A 26,995-nucleotide genomic window follows, 5' to 3' on the forward strand; every position below is an offset into this window, starting at 1 on the left:
GGCCGTTGAAGCCATGTCGGGGCGACAGGAGTTGAACCTGCGACCTCCCGCTCCCAAAGCGGGCGCTCTACCAAACTGAGCTACGCCCCGGGGAATCCGCATGCAGATTCAGCCCCACCGAGTCTAACGGACACGAGCACCTCCGTCAGTCCGCTATGATCGATGAGTCGGCACAGTCCTCCCGGATGCAGCTGACAACGGGGCTGTAGCTTAGTGGTAAAGCCTCTGTCTTCCAAACAGATGATGCGAGTTCGATTCTCGTCAGCCCCTCCACTCGAGAAAGGCCCCCGCGATGCGGGGGCCTTTCTCGTCCCCGGGGGTTCTCGCACCGGACGGCTCACTGATTAGAGTCATCATGAGCCGGTTCCCCACGGAGGTCCCCCCGCATGACTGCATCCGTCGACGTGGCCACCTCCCCCGCCGGAGGCCACGCACTCCCCCCGCACTTCGCCAGCACCGACGACGCAGCGCCGAAGCGCCGAGGACGGCGCATCGGGTTCATGCTGGGCGCTGCGGGAGTCCTGGTCGCGGCGGCCGTCGGCGTGCTCCAGGTCACCGCCAGCCTCGGATACGACGGGGCACGCGCCGAGTTCGACGCAGCGGCGGCCTCGGCTCGCGACAGCGCGACGACGGTCCAGCAGGAGCTCGACACGCTCACATCCGTCACCGATGTCGCTGATCTGCTGAAGACGGCCGATACCGGCGTGCTCACCGTGCCCTCCGCGAGGGACGCGCTCACGACGGCGTCGACGGATGCCGATGAAGCCGCCGGCCCGGCGAAGGAACTGCTCACCGAACCCCTGCCTTCGGCGGATTCCAAGCCGTCGGCGTTCTGGGAGCTCTTCGCAGCATCCGATCAGCTCGCCGTCGACGCCGGCGACCTGGACGACCTGGCTGCCGACCTCGACGCGGCGACACCTGCGATGACCGCCGCCAGTGCCGAAGTGACCGAGGCCGGCGTGGCCCTCCTGCGCTCGGCGGCCGACGCAGCCCCGGCTTTCGAGTCGGCACACCTCTCGGCCAAGAACGACGCCGTCATCGCCCTGCGCGATGCGGCGTCGCGAGTACCCGACACCATGCTCCTCGATGTGACGACGGTCGAATCACTGGTGTCCATGCAGGACGCCGCAGGACAGGTCGTGGCGACCGAACAGGCCGAACTCGCCGAGAAGGCGGGACCGCTGCAGGGCGATCGCCTCGAGATCGAGGCGTTCGCCCGGTCGCTCGCACCCGGGGTGCTGCTCGAGTTCGACTGGAACCAGATCGTCAACAACGCCGGTTCCAACGGCAGCATGGGAGGCCTCACGACCTGGTGGTGGGACGATCCCGACCGCGCCGTCATCGAGCTGTCGAACTCGGTCGCCGAGCAGTGGCCGGCGGACCGGAGCAAGGCTCTCATCGCCCACGAGGTCGGCCACGCGATCAGCGTGAAGTGCGAGGACATGTACGACTCGTCGACGCAGGACAGCATCGAGAAGTGGGCCACGGCCTGGGCGATCAGCATGGGCTTCACCGACGATGCCAACGGCGTCTGGGCGTACGGCTACCCGCCTCAGTCCTACATCGACGCCGCGTACGGGTGCCGGTGAGCACGTCCGCCTGGTACGAGAGAAGCCGCCGCGATCGGATCGCGGCGGCTTCTGTCAGGAGATCAGATCGAGGTCACTGACCCCGACGCTCACGCAGCTGGGTGAGCGCATCTTCGAGAAGCTGGACGGCTTCTGCGTCGGTGCGACGCTCCTTCACATACGCGAGATGCGTCTTGTAGGGCTCCGGCTTCGCGAGGGCAGGCGGGTTGGCCTTGTCGCGACCCGCCGGAAGACCGGACTGCGGGTGGTCGATCGTCTCGGGGATCTCCTCTTCAGGGAGCCCCGCGGCGAAGTAGCGGACCGTCTCGTTGCCGAGACCGTCCCAGTACGAGACCGCGATGCGGTCGGCGTGGTAGCCGTGGTCCTGCTCGCCCATGGGGCCGGAACCCACTCGGGTCCCTCGGATCGCGTTGCCGCCGGTAGCCATCAGATCACCTCGAACTTCGTGATGAGACCGAGCGCCACGATCGACACGAACCACGCCAGAGCGAGGATGACCGTGAAGCGATTGAGATTGCGCTCAGCGAGACCCGACGAGCCGACAGCTGACGTCATGCCTCCACCGAACATGTCGGAGAGGCCGCCACCGCGACCCTTGTGGAGGAGGATGAGGAGAGTCAGCAGGACGCTGGTTATGCCCAGCACCACCTGCAGGACGAACTCGAGAATTTCCACGAGGAAGAGCCTTTCGCTGGGGCAGGATTGCCCCGGTAACGGTCAAGTATACGGTGCGGCGGGGCCGGAGCCCCGCCACACTCACACGCCGACGTGCTTCTCGAAGCGGATGATCGCCGCGAACTCGTCGACCACGAGGCTCGCGCCTCCGACGAGTGCGCCATCGACATCAGGCTCGCGCATGAAGCTGGCGATGTTGGCCGCCTTGACCGATCCGCCGTACAGGATCCGGGTGCGCGCCGCAGCGTCGTCACCGAGAACCTTGGCGATCACCGTGCGCAGCGCAGCGCAGACATCCTGCGCCTGCTGCGGCGTCGCCGCCTGTCCGGAGCCGATGGCCCAGACCGGCTCGTACGCCACGACGATGTCCGCATCCTTCGACAGACCCTGGAGAGCGGCCTCGAGCTGCCCCGCGGGCACTGCGCTGGCCCCGAACTTCTCGAGGTCCTCAGCCGTCTCCCCGACGCAGATGACGGGCGACAGACCGTGCTTCAGCGCGGCCTTCGTCTTGGCCGCGACGACGTCATCGGACTCCGCGTGGTATTCACGGCGCTCCGAGTGACCGATGATCACGTACTTCGCATCGAGCTTCGCCAGGAAGGCTCCCGAGATCTCCCCGGTGTAGGCGCCGGAGTCGTGAGCCGAGAGGTCCTGCGCGCCGAGGGCGAACGGGATCTTGTCGGCGTCGATGAGCGTCTGCACGCTGCGGATGTCGGTGAAGGGCGGGAAGACCGCAACCTCGACCGAGCCGTCCTCGTGCTTGGCGTCCTTGAGCGTCCAGTGCAGCTTCTGCACGAAGGCGACCGCCTGCAGGTGGTCGAGATTCATCTTCCAGTTTCCCGCGATCAGCGGGGTACGGGTGTTCACACCCATCCGAGCACCTCCAGGCCGGGTAGTTTCTTGCCCTCGAGGAACTCGAGGCTTGCGCCGCCGCCGGTCGAGATGTGACCGAACTGGTCGTCGGTGAAGCCGAGCTGACGCACGGCCGCGGCCGAGTCTCCGCCGCCTACGACGCTGAGGCCGTCGACCTCGGTGAGCGCATGCGCAACGGCCTTGGTGCCGCCGGCGAAGGCCGGGAACTCGAACACGCCCATCGGGCCGTTCCAGAACACCGTCTTCGACCCACGGATGACCTCCGCGAACCGCGCAGCCGTCTCCGGGCCGATGTCCAGGCCGATGCCGGAGGAGCCGAACGCGGTGCTCTCGATGGCGTCGGCGGCGGTGACCTCGTGCTCCGCATCAGCGGAGAACGAGGATGCGACGACGACATCGGTCGGGAGCACCAGCTCCACACCGCGCTTCTCAGCCTCGGCGATGTAGCCGCGGACCGTCTCGAGCTGGTCCTCTTCGAGGAGGCTGGACGCCACCGCGTGGCCCTGCGCCTTCAGGAAGGTGAACAGCATGCCGCCGCCCACGAGGATGCGATCCACGCGCGGCAGCAGGTGCGAGATGACTCCGAGCTTGTCGCTGACCTTCGACCCGCCGAGGACGACCGCGTACGGGCGCTCGGGGTTCTCGGTGAGACGGTCGAGCACGTCCAGCTCGGCTGCGATGAGCAGACCGGCGGCCGACGGCAGCAGCTCGGCGAGGTCGTAGACGCTCGCCTGCTTGCGGTGCACGACACCGAAGCCGTCGGAGACGAGGACGTCTCCGAGCTCTGCCAGCTGAGCCGCGAAGGCGCCGCGCTCGGCGTCGTCCTTCGAGGTCTCCCCCGGGTTGAACCGCAGGTTTTCGATGACGACGATGCCGCCGTCCTCGAGCGAGGCCACGGCCTCCTGCGCCGACTCGCCGACGGTGTCGCGAGCGAACGCCACCGGCTTGCCGAGCAGCTCGGACAGCCGCTGGGCGACCGGCGCGAGACTGTACTGCGGGTCGGGCGCACCGTCGGGGCGGCCGAGGTGCGAGCACACGATGACGCGGGCGCCCGCGTTGATAAGTGCGTTGAGGGTAGGCAACGAGGCGCGGACACGGCCATCGTCCGTGATGATCCCATCCCGCAGGGGGACGTTGAGATCACAACGGACGATGACGCGCTTGCCCTCGAGCGAACCCAGTGAATCCAGGGTGCGCAGAGTCATGGGAGATGTCTCAGAGACGCTCTGCCACGTACTCGGTCAGGTCGACGAGACGGTTGGAGTAACCCCACTCGTTGTCGTACCAGCTGGAGACCTTGACCAGGTTGCCGCTGACGTTGGTCAGCGTGGCGTCGAAGATCGACGAGTGCGGGTTGTGCACGATGTCGCTCGACACGATCTGGTCTTCGTTGTACTGCAGGAAACCGGCGAGGCGTCCGTCGGCAGCAGCCTTCTTGTACGCCTCGTTGACCTCTTCGACCGTGAGGTTCTCGCGGTCGGTGATCAGCGTGAGGTCGACGATCGAGCCGGTGGGAACCGGAACGCGGTACGACGAGCCGCTCAGCTTGCCCTGGAGCTCGGGCAGAACCTCGCCGATCGCCTTCGCGGCACCGGTCGACGCCGGGGTGATGTTGATCGCTGCGGCGCGTGCGCGACGCAGGTCGCTGTGCGGACCGTCCTGCAGGTTCTGGTCTGCCGTGTAGGCGTGAGCCGTCATCATGAAGCCACGGTCGATGCCGAAGGCGTCGTTGAAGACCTGGGCCAGCGGGGCGAGGCAGTTGGTCGTGCAGGAGGCGTTGGAGATGATGTGATCCGTCTCCGGGTTGTACGTGTCCTCGTTCACGCCCATGACGAACGTGCCGTCGACGCCGGTGCCGGGAGCCGAGATGAGGACCTTCTTGGCCCCTGCCTCGATGTGCTTCTTGGCCAGCTCGGCCTTGGTGAAGAAGCCGGTCGACTCGATGACGATGTCGACGCCCAGCTCGCCCCACGGGAGGCCGGCGGGGTCGCGCTCGGCGAACGCCTTGATGGCCTTGCCGTTGACCGTGATGCTCTCGTCGTCGTAGCTGATGTCAGCATCGAGGACGCCGCCCACGGAGTCGTACTTCAGAAGGTGGGCAAGGGTCTTGTTGTCGGTGAGGTCGTTGACAGCGACGATCTCGATGTCCGCTCCCTGCGCGAGAGCCGCGCGGAAGTAGTTGCGTCCGATACGGCCGAAGCCGTTGATACCGATCTTGACAGACACTCAGGTCTCCCTGTTTCTCGTGCGCTGTGCGCAGCAATCGTGCGTGCGCGGTGCGCGGGGGTTTTTGGCTGAGATGGCGTCCCGACGAGACTTGGCCCGTCGGGACGCGACCCGATTACGACAGTACCAGCAGGCCGTTCGTCTTCTCGCGGGCGACCTCGAAGCGCTGGGCGACGTTCTCCCAGTTGGCGATGTTCCACGCGGCCTTCACGTAGTCGGCCTTGACGTTGAGGTAGTCGAGGTAGAAGGCGTGCTCCCACATGTCGAGCTGGAACAGCGGCACGGTGCCCTGTGCCGTGTTCGACTGCTGGTCGAACAGCTGCTGGATGATCAGGCGCTGGCCGATCGAGTCCCAGCTGAGGACGGACCATCCGGAGCCCTGGATTCCGAGGGCGTTCGCGGTGAAGTGCGCCTGGAACTTCTCGAAGGAACCGAAGAACTCGTCGATGGCTGCCTTGAGCTCGCCCTCGGGCTGTCCGCCGCCGGTCGGCGAGAGGTTGGTCCAGAAGATGGAGTGGTTGACGTGACCGCCGAGGTTGAACGCGAGGTCCTTCTCGAGCTTGTTCACGTTCGCCAGGTTGCCGCTGTCGCGCGCCTCGGCGAGCTGCTCGAGGGCGGTGTTGGCGCCGGCGACGTAGGTCGCGTGGTGCTTGTCATGGTGCAGCTCCATGATCTTGCCGCTGATGTGCGGCTCGAGGGCTGCGAAGTCGTAGGGAAGGTCGGGGAGCGTGTAGGTCGCCATGTCGCTTTCATCCAATCCGCGCCGCGCCGCGGCGCTTGCCGATCCTCTGCGCCGCCGATGTGCGACGTAGAGCGGACGTAACTCATCCTAGTGACGACAACGCGTCGCCGACCCTGATCCTTCCCCCATATGACGAAGCGAGGCGACCCCTTGACAGGGATCGCCTCGCTGATGTCGTTCGCTGTGGTCAGACGTCGAGACCCGCGGGCACGGCTGCTTCCGTTCCCGGGATGCCCTCCTGCTGGGCACGCTTGTCCGCCATCGCCAGAAGACGGCGGATGCGGCCGGCGACGGCGTCCTTGGTCATGGGCGGATCAGCGTGGTGACCCAGCTCGTCGAGGCTCGCGTCGCGGTGCGCGAGACGCAGCTCGCCCGCGACCTTGAGGTGGTCGGGCACCTCGTCGGCGAGGATCTCCAGGGCCCGCTCGACGCGCGCGCAGGCGGCGACGGCGGCCTGCGCGGAGCGACGGAGGTTGGCATCGTCGAAGTTGACGAGACGGTTGACGCCCGCACGCACCTCGCGACGCTGGCGCATCTCCTCCCAGGCGACCGCGGTCTTCTGAGCACCCATCTCGCTGAGGATGGTGCGGATCGCCTCGCCCTCACGCACGACGACGCGCGGCATGCCTCTCACCTCGCGCGCCTTGGCGGCGACACCCAGGCGATGCGCCGCGCCCACGAGTGCCATGGCGGCCTCGGATGACGGGCATGCGACCTCGAGCATGGCCGATCGGCCGGGTTCGCTCAGCGTTCCCGCGGCGAGGAACGCACCCCGCCAGAGACCGGCCACTTCAGCGCGAGAGCCAGTGGTGAGACGGTTGGGGAGTCCGCGGACCGGACGCCGACGCTGGTCGAGCAGACCGGTCTGGCGTGCGAGGGTCTCCCCCGAGGCGATGACCCGGACAGCCCATCGCGCGCCGTCATTCGCCGTGCTCGACTGCACCTGTGCGATCTCCGGTCGGACTCCGTAGATCTCGGCAAGGTCGCGCGCGACACGCTGCGCGAGGATCTCGGCATCCACCTCCGCCTCGACGGCGACCCGCCCGGCGATGGAGTGCAGTCCGCCGGCGAACCGGAGGATCGAGGTGACCTCCGCGACACGCACCGTCGGGGGTGCATTACGGATGCTGACCAGCTCAGCCTTGACGTCGGTCGTTAGTGCCACGACACTCCTCTACGCTCACGCGCCGGATCGCGGCGCAAACCTCCAGCCTACTCTGACGGAGGCTCTTGCTATTCCCTGCCGAGGTCCCGGTGACGCACGTTGACGGCCACTCCCGGCACGGAGGCGAGCCGACGGGCCAGCTCCTCCGCCATGGCCACGGAGCGGTGCTTTCCGCCGGTGCAGCCGATCGCGACGGTCGAATGGCTCTTGTTCTCGCGCTGATACCCCTCGAGCACCGGAGTGAGTGCCGCCGAATACGAATCGAGGAACTCGGCGGCGCCCTCGCGTGACAGCACGTAGTCCCTGACGGACTCGTCCTGACCGGTCAGGCCCCGCAGCTCTTCGTTCCAGAACGGGTTCGGGAGGAAGCGCATATCCGCGACCAGGTCGACGTCGGTCGGGAGACCGTACTTGAAACCGAAGCTCATGAGCGTCACACGATGCCTCGCTGCGCCCGCTTCCGAGAAGAGGTCGGAGACCTGGGTGGCGAGCTGATGGATGTTGAGTGCGGAGGTGTCGACCACGAGATCGGCCGATTCGCGGATCGGCGCCAGTCGCTGGCGCTCGACGCGGATGCCGTCGAGCAGAGTGCCGTCCCCCTGCAGCGGGTGGGGTCGGCGAACCGCCTCGAACCGACGCACGAGCACATCGTCCGACGCGTCCAGGAACAGCACGCGGACGGAACCACGCGATCTCAGCGCCCTCGCGACGCCCGGGAAGTCGTCGAAGAGGTTGCGCCCGCGAACGTCGACCACCGCTGCGACCTTCGGCAGAGCGTCACCGCCCATGTCCGTGAGGTCGAGCAGCGGTCGGAGGATCTGCGGCGGCAGGTTGTCGACCACGTACCAGCCGAGGTCCTCGAGTGCGTTGGCTACCGTCGTGCGCCCTGCGCCCGACATGCCCGTGACGATGAGGAACTCGCCTTTGTCCCCGTCAGTCATGGTTACTCCTTCTCCCCCGCTGGCTCCAGCCTAGCGAGTGGAGAGATGCGTATGGATGTTCTGTGCGAGGACAGGACCGATCCCCTGCACCTCCTGGATCGCCTCCAGAGGCGCGGAGCGCAGCGCGGTGACGGAGCCGAAGTGCTTCAGGAGGACCTTGATCCTCGAGGAGCCGAGGCCTGGCACCTCGGCCAGGATCGACGTGATGTCATTCTTGCGTCGTTTGCGCTGGTGCGTGATCGCGAACCGGTGGGCCTCGTCTCTCAGCCGCTGCAGCAGGTAGAGCGACTCGCTGGTGCGCGGCAGGATCACCGGGAAGTCCTCCCCCGGGAGCCAGATCTCCTCGAGCCGTTTGGCGATGCCGCACACGGCGATCTCGGTGTGCCCGGCGTCTCGCAGTGCACGTGCCGCCGCTTCGACCTGGGGCTGTCCACCGTCGACCAGCAGCAGCTGAGGCGGATAGGCGAAGCGCGGTTTGCGCTTGACCTCCACGACGACGTCCTCGGACTCGTCTCCCGCCTCCACGGGGACCGCTGCGGATGCGGGCTCATCGATCTCTTCCGGACGATCGAGATAGGCGAGTCGACGACGCAGCACCTGGTACATCGAGTCCGTATCGTCGGTGGTCTCGGCGATGTTGAACGACCGGTACTGGTCTTTGCGGGGAAGCCCGTCTTCGAAGACCACCATCGAGGCGACGACGTTCGTGCCACCGAGGTGCGAGATGTCGAAGCACTCGATGCGAAGCGGCGCCTCCGACATCCCCAACGCCTCCTGCAGATCGGTCAGAGCCTGGGTTCGTGCGACGTAGTCGCTCGTACGACGGGTCTTGTACCTGATCAGGGCCTGCTGCGCGTTGAGGGTCGCCGTGCGCATGAGATCAGCGCGTTGCCCCCGTTGGGCGATGGCGATCTCGACCTTCTTGCCTCGCCGCTCGCGCAGCCAGACCTCAAGCTCGGCCGCGTCGTCGGGAAGGGTCGGCACGATGATCCGCCGGGGCACATCCTGCGCATCGCCGTACGCGCGCTGCAGCACCTGGTCGACGAGATCGGCTGTCGAGATGTCGATCTCCTTCTCGATCGTCATCGCGCGAACACCGCGGACGCGCCCGCCGCGGATCACGAAGTGCTGCACGGCGGCAGCCAGCTCGTCTTCCGCGATGCCGAAGAGGTCGGCATCCTCGTCGGTCGCGAGCACGAGCGCGCTCTTGCCGAGCACGGCCTCGATCGCGGTGAGCTTGTCACGGTATCTGGCGGCGGCCTCGTAATCCATCGCGGCCGACGCCGCCAGCATCCGCTTGGTCAGCTCTCGGGTGAAGCGCTCATCGCCGCCCGCCATGAAGGCGACGAAGTCGTCGACCATGGCACGGTGCTCCTCGATCGTCACCGTCATCGAGCACGGCCCGCCGCACTTGCCGATCTGCCCGGGAAAGCACGGCCGGCCGGTCTGCATCGCGCGTTTGTAGCTGGAGTCGCTGCAGGTGCGGATCGGGAATGCCTTGACCATCAGGTCGATCGTCTCGTGCACCGCCCAGACCTTGGGATAAGGACCGAAGTATCGGGCACCGGGAATCTTGCGGTTCCTGGTCACGATCACGCGCGGCGCCTCATCACCCAGGGTCACGGCCATGAACGGGTAGGACTTGTCGTCCTTGTAGCGGACGTTGAAGGGCGGATCGAACTCCTTGATCCACATGTACTCCAGCTGAAGCGAGTCCACGTCCGTCGAGACGACGGTCCACTCGACGGACGACGCCGTGGTGACCATCCGCCGCGTGCGTTCGTGGAGCGTGCGCAGCGGAGCGAAGTAGTTCGACAGTCGCTGGCGCAGGTTCTTGGCCTTGCCGACGTACAGCACGCGTCCATCAGCATCGCGGAAGCGGTACACGCCGGGGTTGGTGGGGATCTCACCAGCCCGCGGCTTGTACGGCAGGACGTCGGCCATCAGCTGGCCTTCCGCGCAGAGCGCCCCTCACCCAGGATCTCGGCGAGGAACTGACCCGTGTGGCTGTCCTCGACTCGCGCGATCTGCTCGGGAGTGCCGGTCGCCAGGATCTCGCCGCCGCCCGAGCCGCCCTCGGGCCCGAGGTCGATCACCCAGTCCGCGGACTTGATCACATCGAGGTTGTGCTCGATGACGATCACCGTGTTGCCCTTGTCGACGAGTCCGTTCAGTACCTCGAGGAGCTTGCGCACGTCCTCGAAGTGCAGACCGGTGGTCGGCTCGTCGAGGACGTAGATGCTGCGACCGTTGCTGCGCCGCTGGAGCTCGGTGGCCAACTTGACGCGCTGAGCCTCGCCGCCGGAGAGAGTCGTCGCCGACTGACCGAGGCGCACATACCCGAGCCCGACGTCGACGAGGGTCTTCATGTAGCGGTGGATCGCCTGAATGGGCTCGAAGAACTCGGCCGCTTCCGCGATCGGCATCTCGAGGACCTCGGCGATGTTCTTGCCCTTGTAGTGCACCGACAGCGTGTCGCGGTTGTAGCGCTTGCCGTGGCAGACCTCGCAGTCGACGTACACGTCGGGCAGGAAGTTCATCTCGATCTTGATCGTGCCGTCGCCCGAGCACGCCTCGCAGCGACCGCCCTTGACGTTGAAGCTGAATCGCCCTGGCTGATAGCCACGGACCTTCGCCTCGGGGGTCTCGCTGAACAGCGAGCGGATGCGGTCGAACACGCCGGTGTAGGTGGCCGGGTTGGACCGCGGCGTGCGGCCGATCGGTGCCTGATCGACGTGCACGACCTTGTCGAGGTTGTCGAGCCCTGACACACGCGTGTGCTTTCCGGGAACCGTGCGGGCGCCGTTGAGCCGCGAGGCCAGCACCTGGTACAGGATGTCGTTGACGAGCGACGACTTGCCCGAACCCGACACGCCGGTCACCGCCGTGAGAACGCCCAGCGGGAAGTTCACGCTGACGTTCTTGAGGTTGTTCTCGCGGGCGCCGACCACGCTCAGCATGCGTTTCTTGTCGAGCTTGCGACGCTTCGCCGGAGTGGGGATCTCGCGCGCACCCGAGAGGTATTCGCCCGTCATCGAGTTCGGCTCGTTCAACAGAGCCGAATACGGACCGGAATGCACGACCTCTCCACCGTTCACGCCGGCACCCGGTCCGATGTCCACGACCCAGTCAGCGGCTTCGATCGTCTCTTCGTCGTGCTCGACGACGATGAGCGTGTTCCCGAGGTCGCGAAGTTTCAGAAGGGTGTCGATCAGACGACGGTTGTCACGCTGGTGCAGACCGATCGACGGCTCGTCGAGGACGTAGAGGACGCCGGTGAGCCCGGAGCCGATCTGCGTCGCCAGCCGGATGCGCTGCGCTTCTCCACCGGAGAGCGACCCGGCGGACCGGCTGAGGTTGAGGTAGGAGAGCCCGACCTGCAGGAGGAAGTCGAGTCGCAGGCGGATCTCACGCAGCACCTGAGCCGCGATCTTCGCCTCACGATCGGTGAGGGTGAGGGTCTCCATGAACGACCGCGCGTCGGCAAGGCTCAGGTGCGACACCTCGGCGATCGAATGCCCGTGCACCTGCACCGCGAGCACCTCGGGCTTGAGTCGGTTGCCGTCGCACACCGGGCAGGGGACCTCGCGGAGGTACTCGCCCCAGCGCGAGCGCTGCGTGTCGGACTCGGCCTGGGCGTACTGCCGCTCGATGTACGGCACGACGCCTTCGAACCCCGATGCATAGCGCATCTCGCGCCCATAGCGGTTCTTGAACTTGACGGTGACCTTGTAGTTGTCGCCGCGCAGGATCGCGTCCTGAACGTCGACGCGCAGATCCTGCCACGGGGTGTCGAGAGAGAAGTTGAGGTCGTCGGCCAATCCCTCGAGCAGCCGCTCGTAGTACTGGAAGAGTCCCTTGCCCTGAGTGGTCCACGGGATGATCGCGCCCTCGCGGATGGAGAGCTCCTCGTCGCCGAGCATCAGGTCGATGTCGACGGACATGCGGGTGCCGAGACCCGAGCAGGCCGGACAGGCACCGAAGGGCGCGTTGAACGAGAACGTGCGTGGTTCGATCTCGGTGAGGGTGAGCGCGTGGCCGTTCGGGCAGGCGAGCTTCTCGGAGAAGGACTGCCACGCGTCGTCGCCCTCTGCGTCGACGTAGTTGATCTGCACCACGCCGCCGGCGAGCCCGAGCGCGGTCTCGACCGAGTCCGTGACTCGACCGAGGATGTCGTCTGCCGCGACGAGGCGGTCGACGACGACGGCGATGTCATGCTTGTAGCTCTTCTTGAGCGTGGGCGGCTCGGCGAGCTGGATGAGGTCGCCGTCGACGATCGCGCGCGAGTAGCCCTTGGCCCCCAGCTCGCGGAACAGGTCGACGAACTCGCCCTTCTTCTGCGAGACGATGGGCGCGACGATCTGGTAGCGGGTGCGCTCGGGCAGCTCCATGAGCTGGTCGGCGATCTGCTGGACGGTCTGACGTTGGATGCGCGCACCGCACTCGGGGCAGTGCGGAATCCCGATCCGCGCCCACAGCAGACGCATGTAGTCGTAGATCTCGGTGATGGTTCCGACCGTGGACCGCGGGTTGCGGTTGGTCGACTTCTGGTCGATCGACACCGCAGGGCTGAGGCCCTCGATGAAGTCGACGTCCGGTCGGTCGACCTGACCGAGGAACTGACGCGCGTAGGCGCTCAGCGACTCGACGTAGCGACGCTGTCCTTCAGCGAAGATCGTGTCGAAGGCCAGACTGGACTTTCCCGATCCGGACAGGCCGGTGAACACGACGAGGGAGTCGCGTGGGATGTCGATGTCGACGTTCTTGAGATTGTGTACGCGGGCACCGCGGACACTGAGTTTTCCTGGGGTTGCAACCGGGACGATAGGCACTGATCAAGTCTACGAGTGGCCACCGACATTGGCTCCGTGAGGGCTCACAGGGAAGCGATCAGTGCTCTCGAGTACCGCGGTTCGCCCGCGTGAGCAGGGTCGCGACGAGTGCGACCACGGCTCCGGCCCCGGCGACAGCGGCCCAGGGCACTGTCGACAGCGACGCGGGGGTGTCGATGCGCATGACCACCATGACGGCCACGGTGATCGGCTGGGCGATCGCCTGCACGACGATCAGCCTCACCAGGCTCGGACGGAGGGCGGTCACGATCACGCGGGAGCCGGCCGGGATCACGAGGGAGAGCGACATGAGGACATGGATCACCTGCACCGCGAGCACAGCGATCATCGCGCGCCCGACGTCGGGCTCCGAGATCAGCATCCCGATCACGAGGCATCCGATCGACCCCCAGGCCGCGAAAGTCTGCGGAAGAGCGGCGGCGATGATCGCCAGGACGACTGCCGCCACCTGCCATCCGAGCAACGGGCACAGCATGGCAGCACCCGCGGCGACGGCGACGACGAGCGCGCCCCTCACGACGAGTCCCGGGACGGAAGGACCCGTCCGTAGCGTGTCGTTCGCTCTCATCGCCTGGCCCTCGCGATCGCACGCATCGCCGAGGACGGGTCCGAGGCCCACGAGACCACGTCGACTCCGGCGCCGTGGAGATCCGCGAACACGTTCCCCCTCTCTGCGAGCACGGTGCGCAAGCCGATCAGCTGCGCACGGGTGAGCCGAGCACGGTCGAGCGGAGGGAGGACATCGACGGCGACGACTCTGTGGCCGCTGGCCCTCCACATCAGCGCGGTCCGAGCGGCGGCGCCCTCGAAGAAGGTCGACAGCACGAAGACCACCGAGCCGTGCGGCACGGGAGGAGTGCGACGGAAAGTCGCGTCGTCTCTCGCCTGGCCCGTCGCGGCGATGGCCGCCACGACCCGTGCCAGGTGCCTCGAGCCGCCGCCGCTCCTCAACGACCGGCCGCCGTGCACGAGCACGTGAAGTGCGACGCGGTCGCCCTCGCCTATGGCCGAGTCGGCGATGGCTCGCGCAGCCTCCCTCGCGAGGTCGAGGGAGGTCACGCCGCTGCGTTCGCGGTCGCCGCTCCCCCACGAGGCGACGACCTCACCCAGATCCTCAGACGTGTCCATGGCGACCACGACCGACGAGTCGCTGAGCGTATTGGTCCGACGGACCAGCAGATCGCCTGGCCGGCGGGACATCCGCGCCGTCGCCCGCCAGTCCACGCGGCGGAGTTCGTCGCCGGGCGCGAAGGGGTGGATGTCCCGGAAGTCGCCGCCCTGACCCGCCCGGCGCCCCTCGTGCGCGCCGTGCGACCCCGTCAGTCGTCGCGGCAGCGGGAGCGCGTCGAGTGATCGGCGGGGCGGGGCCACCTGACGCCTGATGGCGGCGAGGTCCGACGTCGACGAGAGCGCCGCTCCCTCGAAGGAGAACCCCCTCGCTGCCGCCTGGACCGGGATCGTCGGACCGGAGTGCAGGACCTTGCTCCGCGCAGTGAATGTGAAGCCACCGCCGGGCACGATCACGCGTCTGCTGCGACGCTCCGACTGCACGACCACCACCTCGACGGCATCCGCATCGCTGTCCACCGCGATCGATGTGAGCAGCTCGCCATCGCGCCCGGGCACCGGGTCGATCGCGATCTTCGCCACCGCGCCGGATGTGCCCCGCGCGATCGCGAGACCGCTCCAGATGGCCAGAGGAAGCCCCATCGCCACCACGTCGGGTCTTCCCGCGAGAAGGCCGACCGCGGCGAGCAGGACAGCGCCTCCGATCGCCACGGACAACACAGGACCGCGACGCCCCGCGTCGGGCCCGTCCGTCATCCGAGCACTCCGACGGTCGGCGGAACAGCCACCTGTCCGACGACCGAGCGCACCACATCGGATGCCGACGCGCCCTGGGCCCACGCCTGAGGTGTGAGCGTGAGACGATGCGCCAGCACGGGCACGGCGATCCGCTTGATGTCGTCCGGACGGACGAAGTCGCGGCCATCCAGAGCCGCGAGCGCTCGTCCCAGCAGCAGCAGCCCCAGAGAACCGCGCGGCGACGCACCGACCTCGACGTTGGCCGCGGTCCGGGTGGCGCGTGCGATCTCGACGCAGTAGCGCGAGATGTCCGGGTCGACGTGGATGGCCTCGACGGCCTCCTGCAGGGAGATGAGCTGAGCGGCGTCGATGACCGGAGCGATGTGAGCAGCCTCCTGGCGCCTGCTCACGCGGTTCTCCAGGATGCGGGCCTCGCTCTCCGCCGCCGGATAGCCGACGGACAGCCGCACCATGAACCTGTCGAGCTGTGCCTCGGGCAGCGCGTACGTGCCCTCGTACTCGATCGGATTCGACGTCGCGATCACATGGAACGGCGCGGGCAGCGCGAAGCTGTTGCCCTCGACGGTCACCTGGCGCTCCGCCATCGCCTCGAGCATCGCGGACTGCGTCTTCGGCGTGGTTCTGTTGATCTCGTCGGCGAGCAGCAGTCCGGTGAAGATCGGCCCCGGCCGGAAGACGAAGTCCCCCGAGTCCGGTGCGTAGACGTACGACCCCGTGACATCGCCGGGCAGCATGTCCGGAGTGCACTGCAAGCGCCGGAACGACAGCCCCAGCGCCGAGGCGAGGCTGCGCGCGGCGAGCGTCTTCCCCAGGCCCGGCACATCCTCGAACAGCACGTGACCGCCGGCGAGGATCGAGGCCAGAGCGATCTCGACCGGGTCGTCCATGCCCACGACGACTGTTCGCACGGCAGCCAGGATCCGGGCTCCGGTGGCGGCGATCTCTGCGGGGCTCGTCATGGCATCTCCTTCATCGACGCGGCGGCGAGGGCCGCCCGTGGTCGGGGGTCGGTACGTGCAACCGGGGTGACGGTTCGTCCGGCGAGGTGGGATCCAGTCGATCGATCGCGTCCAGCGCCCTCTCGACGTCGACGATCGTCGTCTCCGGTCCCGTCAGGCGCTCCCAGACTCCCGGGTCGATCAGCCGCGGGAGTCGGTCGCGGTGGGCAGGGTCATCCGGATCCACTCCGTGGCGCATCAGCCGCTGACGCAGGATCACCCCGACACGGCGCGTGATCTGCGCTCCCGCGATGCCGGTGTGTGTGTTCAGTGCCCACGCCATGCGAGAGATCTCGGTAGGTCGTCGATCCGGCTCCACGTCTATGCGCGGCGCGTCGAACCCCGGCTCGAGCGGCATCGCGAGCTGCGCGAGCAGACCGACCGCACCGATCAGGAGACCCCATGCGATCACGAACGGCCAGGTGAAGCCGAAGCCGAGGAGCGCCAGAGCGACGAGGACCGCCGCCCCCGCTGCGACCAGCGTTCTGCGGACAGTCACCGCCACACCTCCTCGATGCGTCGCAGGGCCTCTCTCGCCGAGGCCCGGTCGCCCTCGTCGGCCGACCCGGCTCCGAATCGGACGCTCTCGTAGAGACGCAGCAGCGACGCGGCGTCCCCGGCCACCCCGGGCCGCAGAGTGATGATCCGCACCACGAACTCGCCGGGAGTCTCGGTCGCCGCTCGCTTCACCCCTGCGTCTGCGGCACTCTCTTCGAGGCCGATCCACGCGGCGACGATGGCATCAGACGCTCGGGCGCGCTCGTCTATCTGCATGAGCGCCCCGGCGATCCCGCGCTGCATCACAGCGACGGCGATCTCGGGTTCCGGCGCCGAGGTGAGGTGATCGACCTCGGATGCGACCGCCGCCGCGTCACGACGGCCCAGCGGGCGATCCCGCCACGCTCGCAGCAGGGCTCTCGCGGCGATCACGAGGAGCGCGATGAGCCCCGCAGCGACCAGCGCCATGAGGATCACGGCGAGCGTCTGAACGACCGCGGCGGCGGTGGAGTCGATCTCCATCGGCTCGGGAACCCCGGTAGCACCCGGATCACTGGACGGCAGCGGCTCCGCTGTCCCCCGAGGAATCGGCGCGGCGGGGCGGAACGTCGGCGCGCCCTGGATCGCCGCAGCGATCATGGCCACGACGAAGAGTCCCACGACGAGAGTCGAGAGGACCATGCGATCGACGCTCCGGCGCGCAAGACGCGTCTGGGGTTCGCTCGGCATGCCCACACCCTACGGTGCGGTCACTCCATGGCGGGGCGGCGACCCGCGAATGCCGACAACCCGTCGCGCAGTGTGGCTACCTGCTCGAGATCCATCCCCACGGCGGCCATCACCTGTCGAGGAACGTCGAGAGCGCGATCTCGCAGAGCTCGACCCGTGTCCGTGAGGGTGATGTCGAGACGGCGCTCGTCCTCGACGCTGCGTTGTCTGGCGACCAGCCCGTCGGCTTCCAGACGCTTCACCAGGGGAGACGCCGTCGCCGGCTCGAGAGCGAGGTCAGCCGCAAGATCGTTCAAGGGACGCGGAGCACGCTCCCAGAGCGCCAGCATCACGAGATACTGCGGATGCGTGAGCCCGAGCGGATCGAGGATCGGCCGGTAGATCGCCACGACGTTGCGCGCTGCGGTCACCAGGGCGAAGCAGAGCTGATTGTCGAGTTTGAGCAGGTCGTCCGATGCGGTCACGGCTTCGAATATACATTGACCCTAATAGTTAGTACACTAAGCAACATGGCCAGTTCTGACGATCGACCTCCGCTCCGCACTCGGATTCGCGAGGCCGGAGGACTGTACGCGTGGATCAACTCGAATCTGATCCGCTTCGCGGGCCCCGCCTCCGTCGGCCCTTACGAAAAGACCCCCCCGCCGAGCCCGTCCGAGCGGGCGGAGCGCGCCTGCCCGTTGTGCGGTGCGCCGATGAGCGAGCACGAGATCGACCGTTCAGGTCCGAAGACCCTCGTTCACTGCCCCTGACAGGGGATCTCACCCGTCGGCTGAGACTCGTTCTCGCGCGTCAGCTGAGACTCTCGCTCTCAGTCGTCGCGCTGCGCGTCTTGGCGTGCGACGTCGAGCCACGAGGCGAGATCATCGTCGTCGACGAGCACGCTCGGCGACACATCGAGCCAGCTGGTGCCCATCGTCCGCGCGCCCATGACCGCGACCGCCACCCCGGGGCGGGTGATCAGCGAGTCACCGTGCTCGCCATCGACCCGGACGAGCAGAACCCCGCCCGCGCGCGCTCCGACGAGGATGTGCCCATCGAGGAGGAAGGCGCGCGTGCCGAACATGCGCTTCTCCTCGACGTCCTCATCGAGTGTGAGGAGCGCTCGCACTCGATCGGCGAGCTCCTCGCCCGCTGCATCCATCCTGGTGCCTCCGAGCTTCTCAGGCGTGGCCGGCCTTCTCCATCGCGCGCAGTTCCTTCTTCATGTCCTGCACCTCGTCGCGCAACCGCCCGGCGAGCTCGAACTTGAGCTCGGCGGCAGCCGCGAGCATCTGATCCGAGAGGTCCTGGATCACCGCTTCGAGCTGCTGAGCTCCTTCTGCGGCGATGCCGGTGCGCCGCAGGTTCGGCGTCGGCGACTTGCCCTTGCCGGTCGCTCTCCCGCGCCCGGACATCATCTCAGCGGTGTCGGCGCCCTCACGCGCGAGCACCTCGGTGATGTCGGCGATCCGTTTACGCAGCGGCTGAGGGTCGATACCTTTCTCGAGGTTGTACGCGACCTGCTTCTCGCGGCGGCGATCGGTCTCTTCGATCGCCTTCGCCATCGAGTCGGTGATCTTGTCGGCGTACATGTGCACTTCGCCGGAGACGTTTCGCGCCGCGCGACCGATCGTCTGGATGAGCGAGGTGCCTGACCGGAGGAAGCCTTCCTTGTCGGCGTCGAGGATCGCGACGAGGGACACCTCAGGCAGGTCGAGCCCCTCTCGGAGCAGGTTGATTCCCACGAGGACGTCGTACACCCCGGCACGCAGTTCACTGAGCAGCTCGACCCGTCGCAGAGTGTCCACGTCCGAGTGCAGGTATCGCACGCGTACGCCGTGCTCGCCGAGGAAGTCCGTGAGCTCCTCGGACATCTTCTTCGTGAGTGTCGTGACGAGCACACGCTCGTCGCGTTCGACCCGAAGCCGGATCTCCTCGAGGAGGTCGTCGATCTGCCCCTTCGACGGCTTCACGATGATGTGCGGGTCGACGAGTCCGGTCGGGCGGATGATCTGCTCGACCACGCCGTCGGCGATCCCCATCTCGTACTTGCCCGGTGTCGCAGAGAGATAGACGGTCTGTCCGATTCGGTTCTTGAACTCGTCCCAGCGCAGCGGCCGGTTGTCCATCGCGCTCGGAAGCCGGAAGCCGTGCTCGACGAGCGTGCGCTTGCGGGAGGCGTCGCCCTCGTACATCGCACCGATCTGCGGCACCGTCACGTGCGACTCGTCGATCACGAGCATGAAGTCGTCAGGGAAGAAGTCGAGCAGCGTGTGCGGCGGCTCGCCGGGCTGGCGCCCGTCCATGTGCCGGGAGTAGTTCTCGATGCCCGAGCAGAACCCGAGCTGCTGCAGCATCTCGAGGTCGAACGTGGTGCGCATCCTCAGGCGCTGGGCCTCGAGGAGCTTTCCCTGACGCTCGAACTCCTTGAGCCGCTCTTCGAGCTCGTGCTCGATCGTGCCGATGGAGCGCTGGATCACGTCGGTGCCGGCGACGTAGTGCGAGGCGGGGAAGATCGGCACGGAGTCGAGCTTCTCGATCACCTCTCCGGTGAGCGGATGCAGCGAATAGAGCGCTTCGATCTCATCGCCGAACAGCTCGATGCGGATCGCGTGCTCCTCGTATACGGGGATGATCTCGATGGTGTCTCCCCGCACGCGGAAGTTGCCTCGGGAGAAGTCGACGTCATTTCGGTTGTACTGCATCGAGATGAACTGTCGGATCAGCGCGTCCCGGTCGTAGCGCTCCCCCACCTGGAGCGCGACCATCGCCCGGAGGTACTCCTCCGGCGCACCGAGACCGTAGATGCAGGAGACCGTCGAGACCACGATCACATCCCGACGGCTCAGCAGCGAGTTGGTCGTCGAGTGGCGGAGACGCTCGACCTCGGAGTTGATCGACGAGTCCTTCTCGATGAAGGTGTCCGTCTGCGGGACGTACGCCTCCGGCTGGTAGTAGTCGTAGTAGGAGACGAAGTACTCGACGGCGTTGTTCGGCATCAGCTCGCGGAACTCGTTGGCGAGCTGCGCGGCGAGAGTCTTGTTGTGCGCGAGGACGAGCGTCGGACGCTGCACCTGCTCGACCAGCCAGGCGGTCGTCGCGGACTTTCCGGTACCCGTGGCACCGAGCAGGACGATGTCTGTCTCGCCGGCATTGATGCGCGACGCGAGCTCGGCGATGGCCTTCGGCTGGTCGCCGGCGGGCGCGTATTCGCTGATGACCTCGAAAGGACGGACGCTGCGCGTGGTTTGCATACCTCCAGCGTATGCCGGGCCACCGACATCGGGGCCACGAGAGCCCCCAGCGGAATCCCTGCCCGTCAGTCAGTCGACCGCGTCCACACGTAGGGAGTGGTGGTCGTGACCGTGACGAGCCCGGCCCGCTCGAGGATCGGCCGCGAGAACTCCGTGGAATCCGAGTGCAGATACACCTTGCCGAGGGCGAGGGCGGATCGCGCCCGCTGGGCCGTCAGAGCCCGATAGACGCCGCGGCCCAGCCACTCGGGCAGCGTCGCACCTCCCCACAGACCGGCGAATCGCGTGCCCGTGACCGGTTCGAGCCGTCCAGCGCTGATCACCTCGTCTCCGGCGACGGCGGTCCACAGCTCCACCGTGTCGTCCTCGCGGATGCGCTGCAGCGTCGTCTCCACCCGCACCCGCCACCGGGGATCGCCGAACACCCTGCCCTGCATCTCCTCCATCGCGAACACCTCGGTCTCCGTTCGCGCGCGCCGAAGCTCGACTCCGGCGGGGAGCGACACCGGCTGGGCGAGCAGCTCCGCCTCGCCGATCATCACCGACTCCGTCTCCTCCGGCACGAAGCCTCGGCTTTCGAGAGTCCCGCCGAGCCCCGGTGCCCGGTCATGCCCGCGCGTCTTCCACTCGATCGAGTCGATCTCGCTCCGCCTCCCGAAGTGCGCGAGCGCGGCATCGACGAGCGCCTCGATGCCGCTCTGATCGACCCCGCCGAGATCGGCGTAGGACACGAACCCGCGCCCGCCCGGAAAGACGGCGAGACGCAGCGGTCCGTGAATCGCCACATCGAGGGCATGCACCACTTCCGCATCCGTGCGCAGCTCGTGGTCGTACGCTGCAAGATGCCTCATGCGCATGGTGCTGGTCCTTCGGGTCGGTCGCGCCGACGAGCGGCTGCGCGGCGGTGCCGCCTCGCGATCATATGCGTCCAGTCGGCGACGACCGGAGCGCGCGCGCCGCGAGTGCCGCCGACACCGCGCACATCGTAATGATCGCGCCCACGAACCACGCCCAGTCCGCCCTGCCGAACACGATGCCCAGCGCCCATCCGAACAGGCTCGAGCCCGCGTAGTAGCCGAAGTAGTAGAGCGACGATGCCTGCGCACGACTGTCCGGCGTGGCAGCGGCCGGAGCCCACCCCGACGCAACCGCATGTGCGCCGAAGAAGCCGCCCGTGAAGAGCAGCAGCCCGAGGACCACCGGCAGCGCGGCCTGGCTGAGCATGGCGAACGCTCCGATCCCCATCACCGCGATCGAGCACAGCAGCACCGGGTACCGACCGAAGCGAGATGCGAGAGCACCGGCGGTCGGTGACGAGACGGTGCCCGCGAGGTAGGCGAGGAAGAGCAGGGTCACCAGCCAGCTCGGAAGAGAGAACGGCGCGTCGATGAGGTGGAATCCGAGGTAGTTGTACACCGCGACGAACGCTCCCATGAGAAGGAAGCCCTGCGCGTAGAGGGCGAGTTGCGGTGCGGAGCGCATCGGCGACACGAGACGCGCGAGCATCCCGCTTGTCGCACCCTCGCGAAGCCGACCGGGCACGAACCCCCGAGCCTTCGGCGTCAGCCAGAGGAAGAGAGCGGCCGCCATCGCGCAGACACCGGCCACGACCCAGATTCCCGCACGCCACCCCCACTGCTCTCCCGCCAATCCGGACACGACGCGACCGAGCAGACCACCCACGGTCGTCCCGGCGATGTAGCTCCCCGCGGCCGCCGCGGCATGACGCGCACTCACCTCCTCGCTGAGGTACGCGAGCGCTACGGCCGGCACGGCGCCCAGTGCGATGCCCTCGAGCAGGCGCAGCGCCAGCAGCATCTCCATGCCGGTGCTGAGCGGAGCGACCAGACCCAGAACGGTAGCGGCGAGGATGCCGGTCCCCATCGCCGGCACTCGGCCGATGCGATCCGCGACCATCGACCACGGGATCACCGCCGCCGCGAGACCGAGCGTCGCGGCCGATACAGCGAGTGCCGCGGTGGCAGGCGTGATCCCGAGATCGGACGAGAGCTGCGGCAGAACGGCCTGCGGCGAATAGAGCTGGGCGAATGTCGCGATGCCGGCGAAGAAGAGCCCGACGATGAGACGCCGATAGGCAGGGGATCCGGGTGAGTGACCGGTGAAGGTCACGACGAGCGGATCCGCTTCCACAAGGCATCGGTCTGCAGCATCGTCTGCTCCAGGGATCCGGATGTGTCGACGACCTCATCGGCGATCGCCAGCCGACGCTCGTCCGAGACCTGCGCATCGATCCGCTCCTGCGCAGCCTGTTCCGCCATGCCGCGCAACTCCACGAGCCTCCGTCTGCGCTCCTGGGCAGGCGCATGGGCGACGACGATCAGGTCCCAGGGGTCATCGACGCGCGCCTCGACCAGAAGGGGCACGTCGTACACGACCACACCGCCCGGTTCGGCGGCCGCTGCCGCCTCGAATCGTCGCTGCGACTCGGCACGGACGGCTGGATGCACGATCGCGTTCAGTCGTGCCAGCTGCTCCGGATCGGCGAAGACCTTGGCCCCCAGGGCGGCGCGGTCGAGTGCGCCGTCCGCCGAGATGACGTCGGCGCCGAAGGCATCCTCGATCCGAGCCAGAACCTCGGAGCCGGGCGACTGCACGTCGCGGACGATCTGATCGGCGTCGACGACCACCGCGCCGAGCTCTGCGAGTCGTCGTGCGATGGTCGACTTGCCCGAGGCGATGCCGCCGGTGAGCGCGATGAGAGGCATCTCGCCAGTCTAAACGGGGCTGAGATCGTGGATCAGCGGGCCAGCAGCTGCCGTCGCGAGCTGATGACGCCGGTGTCGAAACCGGCCAGGTGGAGGCCTCCGTGGAACCGGGCGTGCTCGATCTTGATGCAGCGATCCATCACCACGGAGAGCCCTGCGCCCTCGGCGATCGCCGCGGCATCCTCGTTCCACGATCCCAGCTGCAGCCACAGGGTCTGCGCCCCGGCTTCGATCGCCTCCTGGGCGACGCCGGGCAGGTCGTCATGGCGGCGGAAGACGTCGACGACGTCCGGGACCACCGGCAGGTCGGACAGCGAGGCGTAGACCGGCTGACCGAGGATCTCCGATTCCCGCGGGTTGACGAGATAGACGTCGTATGCGGTGCTGGAGAGCAGGTACGTCGCGACGAAATACGAGGCGCGCGCGGGATTGTTCGACGCGCCGACGATGGCGACCGACTTCGCGCGTCGCAGTATGCCGAAGCGCTGCTGCTGGCTGGGGCCCTCCCAGGTCCGATCCGGGTGCGCCGGCGCGGATGCGGGCAGGGCGCAGGCCACAGAATCCTGGGCGGTCGGCAGCGCGCAGGCGTCGGCGCCGGTGGTCTCGATTCCGCTCATCGAGTGGCTCCTGTCGCTGTCGTGAGGGCCTGGTCAAGATCCCAGATGATGTCTTCTGCGTCCTCGAGGCCCACCGAGATGCGGATGAGGTCCGGTCGCACGCCCGCCGCGACGAGCTGCGATTCCGTGAGCTGACGGTGGGTCGTCGATGCCGGGTGGATGACGAGCGTGCGCGCGTCCCCGATGTTCGCGAGGTGCGATGCCAGCTGAAGATTCTCGATGAGCGTCTCGCCCGCCGAGCGACCGTCGTCGGCCTTGACCCCGAACGCGAACACCGAACCAGGACCGAACGGCAGATACTTCGCTGCGCGCTCGTGGTGCGGGTGATGCTCGAGACCCGCCCACGTCACATACTCCACCCGGGGGTCGGAGTCGAGCCATTCGGCCACGATCCGCGCGTTCGCAAGGTGCGCATCGATCCGCTGCGGCAGCGTCTCGACTCCCTGGAGGAGGTTGAACGCCGACTGCGCGCTCAGCGCCGGACCGATGTCACGTAGCTGCTCGGTGCGGAGCTTGGTGAGGAAGCCGTATTCGCCGAAGTTGTCCCACCACTTGATGCCGCCGTACGACTCGACCGGCTCTGTCATCTGCGGGAAGCGGCCGTTGCCCCAGTCGAAGGTGCCCTTCTCGATGACGACGCCGCCGAGCGTCGTCCCGTGTCCGCCCAGGAACTTGGTGACCGAATGGATGACGATGTCCGCGCCGTGCTCCAGAGGGCGCGCGAGGTACGGGGTGGCGAGCGTGGCATCCACGACCAGCGGCACACCTGCGGCATGAGCGACCTCGGCCAGGCCCTCGATGTCGGCGATCTCACCCGAGGGATTGCCGATCATCTCCACGTAGACGACCTTGGTCTCCGGACGGATGGCGGCGGCGTAGTCGGCGGGATCGGTCGACGCGACGAACGTCGTCTCCACGCCGAAACGACGCAGGGTCACGTCGAGCTGGGTCACCGTGCCCCCGTACAGCTGCGCCGCGGCGACCACATGGTCGCCCGCTCCGACGAGCGCCGCGAACGTGATGAACTCCGCGCTCATCCCCGAGGCGGTCGCGACCGCGCCGATGCCGCCCTCGAGCGAGGCCAGACGTTCCTCGAGCGCGGCGACGGTGGGGTTGCCGATGCGCGAGTAGATGTTCCCGTACTTCTGGAGGGCGAAGAGGTTGCCGGCGTCCGCCGCGTCGTCGAACACGAACGACGTCGTCTGGTAGATCGGCACGGCCCTGGCGCCGGTCGCTGCGTCGGGAGTCCCGCCGGCATGCAGCGCCCTCGTGCGAAACCCGAAGCGATGTTCTTCCGTCATGATGTCCTCAGTTCAGCGTTCTCGAGCACGGCGGCGATCTCGAAGACGGCCCACGGATTCTGCAGCGATGTCGTGTCTCCCAGCGGAGCTGGGGCTCGTCCCGAGCGACGATCCTGCTCGGCCTCCCACAGCTGGGCGAGAAGTCGGCGCATGATCTTTCCCGAGCGGGTCTTCGGCAGGTCGGCGACCACGACGATGTGCTTCGGCTTGGCGACAGGACCGATGGCAGCCGCCACCTGCGACCGCAGCGCGGCGACCGACACCTCGGATCGTCCGGAGGGAGTCACGAAGGCGACCACCGCCTGGCCTGTGATGGGGTCTGCGACGCCGGCCGTTCCCGCTTCGCCCACCGTCTCGTGCGCCACCAGCGCCGACTCGATCTCGATCGTGGACAGCCGGTGGCCCGACACGTTCACCACGTCATCGAGCCGCCCCAGGATCCAGATGTAGCCGTCGGCGTCTCTCGTCGCACCGTCGCCCGCCACGTAGTAGCCGCCGTGTTCGCCGTGCCCGGCGTAGGCGGACCAATACGCATCGCGGTAGCGCTGAGGGTCGCCCCACACCGTCCTCGCCATACCCGGCCACGGGCGGCGCACCACGAGCGTGCCCGACCGGCCGGGAGCGACCTCGTGGCCGTCCGCGTCGACGACCGTCGCATCGATGCCGGGCAGCGGCACGGACGCGGACCCCGGCTTGAGGGTCGTGACTCCGGGCAGCGGCGCGATCATCGCCGCCCCGGTCTCGGATTGCCACCAGGTGTCGATGACCGGCAGCTCATCGCGTCCGAAGTTCCGGCGGAACCAGATCCAGGCCTCCGGATTGATCGCCTCGCCGACGGTCCCGAGCAGACGGAGGGTCGAGAGATCGTGACCCGACGGGAGTTCGGGCCCGAACCAGGTCATGAAGGTGCGGATCAGCGTCGGCGCCGTGTAGTACACCGTCACGCCGTACCGCTCGATGATCTCGAGATGACGTTCGCGATCGGGGGTGTCCGGCGTTCCCTCGTAGATCACCTGGGTCAGCCCGTTGGAGAGAGGCCCGTAGATCTCGTAGGTGTGAGCGGTCACCCACGCGAGATCCGCCGTGCACCAGTGCACGTCGTCGGGCTTCGCGTCGAAGTGCGCCCAGTGTGCCCAGCTCGCATGCGTCAGGTAGCCACCGGAGGTGTGCACGAGGCCCTTGGGCTTTCCGGTGGTCCCCGATGTGTAGATGATGAACAGCGGATGCTCGGAGTCGAACGCCTGCGCGATGTGGTCGGACGAGGCTGTGCCGACCGTGTCGTGCCACCAGACGTCTCTGCCGTCGGTCCACGGCACGTCCTGGCCGGTGCGCCGCAGGACCAGCACATGCTCGAGGTCCGGCAGATCCGCTGCGGCGATGTCGGCCGTCGACTTCACCTCGGTCGCGGTGCCGCGGCGGAACTGCCCGTCGCTCGTGACGAGCAGCTTGGCGCCGGTGTCGATCAGACGGAAGCGCACCGCTTCGGCCGAGAAGCCGCCGAACACCAGTGAGTGCACGGCGCCGATCCGTGCGCATGCGAGCGTGATCACGACCGTCTCGATCAGCACGGGCAGGTAGACGACCACCCGGTCGCCCGGTTCGATGCCGAGCGCGGTCAGCGCGTTCGCCGCCTGCGAGACGCGACGCTGGAGGTCCGCGTACGTGACCGAAGCCCTGTCCCCCGGCTCTCCTTCGAAGTGGAGGGCGATCTTGTCCCCGCGCCCGGCGTCGACATGACGCTCGACGCAGTTGTACGCCACGTTGAGGCGCCCGCCCACGAACCAGCGCGCCGCCGGGACGGCATCGCCCGCAGGCGGATCCCACTCGTGGGCCGTGTGCCAGTGCTCTGCCCAGTCGAGTCGGGACGCGGCCTGCTCCCAGAAGGCCGTGGGATCCGCGGCGGCCCTCGCATACGCCTCATCGGCGACGTTCGCCTGAGCGGCGAACGCAGCAGGGGCCGGGTACGCACGGGTCTCGTGCAGGCGCGCCTCGGTCATCG

26 protein-coding genes and 2 tRNA genes are annotated in these 26,995 nt (G+C 67.6%); 3 read left to right on the plus strand and 25 right to left on the minus strand.

Features of this window, described 5'->3' with window-relative positions; genetic code table 11:
- Nucleotides 1-16 precede the first annotated feature (16 nt).
- Nucleotides 17-90: transfer RNA gene (locus tag BMW26_RS10320), tRNA-Pro, on the minus strand.
- Between the two features lie 109 nt (nucleotides 91-199).
- Here BMW26_RS10320 and BMW26_RS10325 point away from each other — a divergent pair.
- A tRNA-Gly gene (locus tag BMW26_RS10325) sits at nucleotides 200-273 on the plus strand.
- A gap of 113 nt (nucleotides 274-386) precedes the next feature.
- Entirely contained in the window at nucleotides 387-1,589 is a 1,203-nt protein-coding gene (locus BMW26_RS10330; RefSeq protein ID WP_072591430.1) for a hypothetical protein, read from the plus strand.
- 73 nt (nucleotides 1,590-1,662) lie between these two features.
- Here BMW26_RS10330 and BMW26_RS10335 read toward each other — a convergent pair whose 3' ends face one another.
- From BMW26_RS10335 to BMW26_RS10410, 16 genes are all read right to left on the minus strand, one after another.
- Entirely contained in the window at nucleotides 1,663-2,016 is a 354-nt protein-coding gene (locus BMW26_RS10335; protein ID WP_042540778.1) for an RNA polymerase-binding protein RbpA, read from the minus strand.
- Entirely contained in the window at nucleotides 2,016-2,264 is a 249-nt protein-coding gene (secG, locus tag BMW26_RS10340; RefSeq protein WP_053096652.1) for a preprotein translocase subunit SecG, read from the minus strand. The genes BMW26_RS10335 and secG overlap by 1 nt, the downstream gene beginning before the upstream one ends.
- Nucleotides 2,265-2,345: 81 nt before the next feature.
- Complete coding sequence (tpiA, locus tag BMW26_RS10345) at nucleotides 2,346-3,137, minus strand: triose-phosphate isomerase (RefSeq protein ID WP_053096653.1); 792 nt, start codon at nucleotides 3,135-3,137, stop codon at nucleotides 2,346-2,348.
- Nucleotides 3,128-4,342, minus strand: a complete 1,215-nt coding sequence (locus BMW26_RS10350) for a phosphoglycerate kinase (protein ID WP_072591431.1) — start codon at nucleotides 4,340-4,342, stop codon at nucleotides 3,128-3,130. Before BMW26_RS10350 ends, tpiA begins: the two co-directional genes overlap by 10 nt.
- Nucleotides 4,343-4,352: 10 nt before the next feature.
- A complete protein-coding gene (gene gap / locus BMW26_RS10355; RefSeq protein WP_053096657.1) occupies nucleotides 4,353-5,363 on the minus strand; it encodes a type I glyceraldehyde-3-phosphate dehydrogenase in 1,011 nt (336 codons plus the stop codon).
- 115 nt (nucleotides 5,364-5,478) lie between these two features.
- On the minus strand, nucleotides 5,479-6,105 hold the full coding sequence (locus BMW26_RS10360) for a superoxide dismutase (protein ID WP_042540783.1): 627 nt from the start codon (nucleotides 6,103-6,105) through the stop codon (nucleotides 5,479-5,481).
- A gap of 187 nt (nucleotides 6,106-6,292) precedes the next feature.
- Nucleotides 6,293-7,270 (minus strand): DNA-binding protein WhiA, encoded by a 978-nt coding sequence (whiA, locus tag BMW26_RS10365; RefSeq protein ID WP_042540784.1) that lies wholly within the window; start codon nucleotides 7,268-7,270, stop codon nucleotides 6,293-6,295.
- Between the two features lie 68 nt (nucleotides 7,271-7,338).
- A complete protein-coding gene (rapZ, locus tag BMW26_RS10370; RefSeq protein WP_053096659.1) occupies nucleotides 7,339-8,211 on the minus strand; it encodes an RNase adapter RapZ in 873 nt (290 codons plus the stop codon).
- 30 nt (nucleotides 8,212-8,241) lie between these two features.
- On the minus strand, nucleotides 8,242-10,155 hold the full coding sequence (gene uvrC, locus BMW26_RS10375) for an excinuclease ABC subunit UvrC (RefSeq protein ID WP_053096661.1): 1,914 nt from the start codon (nucleotides 10,153-10,155) through the stop codon (nucleotides 8,242-8,244).
- On the minus strand, nucleotides 10,155-13,043 hold the full coding sequence (uvrA, locus tag BMW26_RS10380) for an excinuclease ABC subunit UvrA (protein WP_053096663.1): 2,889 nt from the start codon (nucleotides 13,041-13,043) through the stop codon (nucleotides 10,155-10,157). The genes uvrC and uvrA overlap by 1 nt, the downstream gene beginning before the upstream one ends.
- A 58-nt stretch (nucleotides 13,044-13,101) precedes the next feature.
- Nucleotides 13,102-13,581, minus strand: coding sequence for a hypothetical protein (locus BMW26_RS10385; protein ID WP_232224449.1), 480 nt, complete (start codon nucleotides 13,579-13,581; stop codon nucleotides 13,102-13,104).
- A gap of 47 nt (nucleotides 13,582-13,628) precedes the next feature.
- Complete coding sequence (locus BMW26_RS10390; RefSeq protein ID WP_072591433.1) at nucleotides 13,629-14,888, minus strand: DUF58 domain-containing protein; 1,260 nt, start codon at nucleotides 14,886-14,888, stop codon at nucleotides 13,629-13,631.
- Nucleotides 14,885-15,850, minus strand: a complete 966-nt coding sequence (locus tag BMW26_RS10395; protein ID WP_056278936.1) for an AAA family ATPase — start codon at nucleotides 15,848-15,850, stop codon at nucleotides 14,885-14,887. The genes BMW26_RS10390 and BMW26_RS10395 overlap by 4 nt, the downstream gene beginning before the upstream one ends.
- 10 nt (nucleotides 15,851-15,860) lie before the next feature.
- Entirely contained in the window at nucleotides 15,861-16,388 is a 528-nt protein-coding gene (locus BMW26_RS10400) for a hypothetical protein (RefSeq protein WP_157538214.1), read from the minus strand.
- Entirely contained in the window at nucleotides 16,385-17,116 is a 732-nt protein-coding gene (locus tag BMW26_RS10405) for a DUF4129 domain-containing protein (protein ID WP_072591434.1), read from the minus strand. The genes BMW26_RS10400 and BMW26_RS10405 overlap by 4 nt, the downstream gene beginning before the upstream one ends.
- Before the next feature lie 20 nt (nucleotides 17,117-17,136).
- Nucleotides 17,137-17,580 carry a MarR family winged helix-turn-helix transcriptional regulator gene (locus tag BMW26_RS10410; RefSeq protein WP_072591435.1) on the minus strand — a complete coding sequence of 148 codons (444 nt, stop codon included), beginning with the start codon at nucleotides 17,578-17,580 and terminating at the stop codon, nucleotides 17,137-17,139.
- 45 nt (nucleotides 17,581-17,625) lie between these two features.
- On the opposite strand from BMW26_RS10410, the gene BMW26_RS17915 reads away from it, so the two are divergent.
- On the plus strand, nucleotides 17,626-17,868 hold the full coding sequence (locus BMW26_RS17915) for a hypothetical protein (protein ID WP_053096676.1): 243 nt from the start codon (nucleotides 17,626-17,628) through the stop codon (nucleotides 17,866-17,868).
- Between the two features lie 59 nt (nucleotides 17,869-17,927).
- Here BMW26_RS17915 and BMW26_RS10420 read toward each other — a convergent pair whose 3' ends face one another.
- The 8 genes from BMW26_RS10420 to acs all read right to left on the minus strand — a co-directional run bounded on the left by BMW26_RS10420 (nucleotide 17,928) and on the right by acs (nucleotide 26,993).
- Nucleotides 17,928-18,260, minus strand: coding sequence for a TfoX/Sxy family protein (locus BMW26_RS10420; RefSeq protein ID WP_072591436.1), 333 nt, complete (start codon nucleotides 18,258-18,260; stop codon nucleotides 17,928-17,930).
- A 19-nt stretch (nucleotides 18,261-18,279) separates the two neighbouring features.
- Nucleotides 18,280-20,352: an excinuclease ABC subunit UvrB gene (gene uvrB / locus BMW26_RS10425; RefSeq protein WP_072591437.1), complete on the minus strand. Its 2,073-nt coding sequence runs from the start codon at nucleotides 20,350-20,352 to the stop codon at nucleotides 18,280-18,282.
- Nucleotides 20,353-20,417: 65 nt separating this feature from the next.
- Nucleotides 20,418-21,203, minus strand: coding sequence for a GNAT family N-acetyltransferase (locus BMW26_RS10430; protein ID WP_072592309.1), 786 nt, complete (start codon nucleotides 21,201-21,203; stop codon nucleotides 20,418-20,420).
- Nucleotides 21,204-21,270: 67 nt separating this feature from the next.
- Nucleotides 21,271-22,482 (minus strand): MFS transporter, encoded by a 1,212-nt coding sequence (locus BMW26_RS10435; protein ID WP_083569453.1) that lies wholly within the window; start codon nucleotides 22,480-22,482, stop codon nucleotides 21,271-21,273.
- Complete coding sequence (gene coaE / locus BMW26_RS10440) at nucleotides 22,479-23,078, minus strand: dephospho-CoA kinase (protein WP_072591439.1); 600 nt, start codon at nucleotides 23,076-23,078, stop codon at nucleotides 22,479-22,481. Before coaE ends, BMW26_RS10435 begins: the two co-directional genes overlap by 4 nt.
- Nucleotides 23,079-23,110: 32 nt before the next feature.
- The gene (locus BMW26_RS10445) at nucleotides 23,111-23,695 is read right to left on the minus strand and encodes a CoA-binding protein (protein WP_083569349.1); all 585 of its coding nucleotides are present in this window, start codon (nucleotides 23,693-23,695) and stop codon (nucleotides 23,111-23,113) included.
- Entirely contained in the window at nucleotides 23,692-24,996 is a 1,305-nt protein-coding gene (locus BMW26_RS10450; protein WP_072591440.1) for an O-acetylhomoserine aminocarboxypropyltransferase/cysteine synthase family protein, read from the minus strand. The genes BMW26_RS10445 and BMW26_RS10450 overlap by 4 nt, the downstream gene beginning before the upstream one ends.
- A complete protein-coding gene (gene acs / locus BMW26_RS10455) occupies nucleotides 24,993-26,993 on the minus strand; it encodes an acetate--CoA ligase (protein WP_072591441.1) in 2,001 nt (666 codons plus the stop codon). Before acs ends, BMW26_RS10450 begins: the two co-directional genes overlap by 4 nt.
- Nucleotides 26,994-26,995: the final 2 nt, after the last annotated feature.

Origin of the sequence: Microbacterium sp. 1.5R (assembly GCF_001889265.1) — a bacterium.
Lineage (GTDB): Bacteria > Actinomycetota > Actinomycetes > Actinomycetales > Microbacteriaceae > Microbacterium.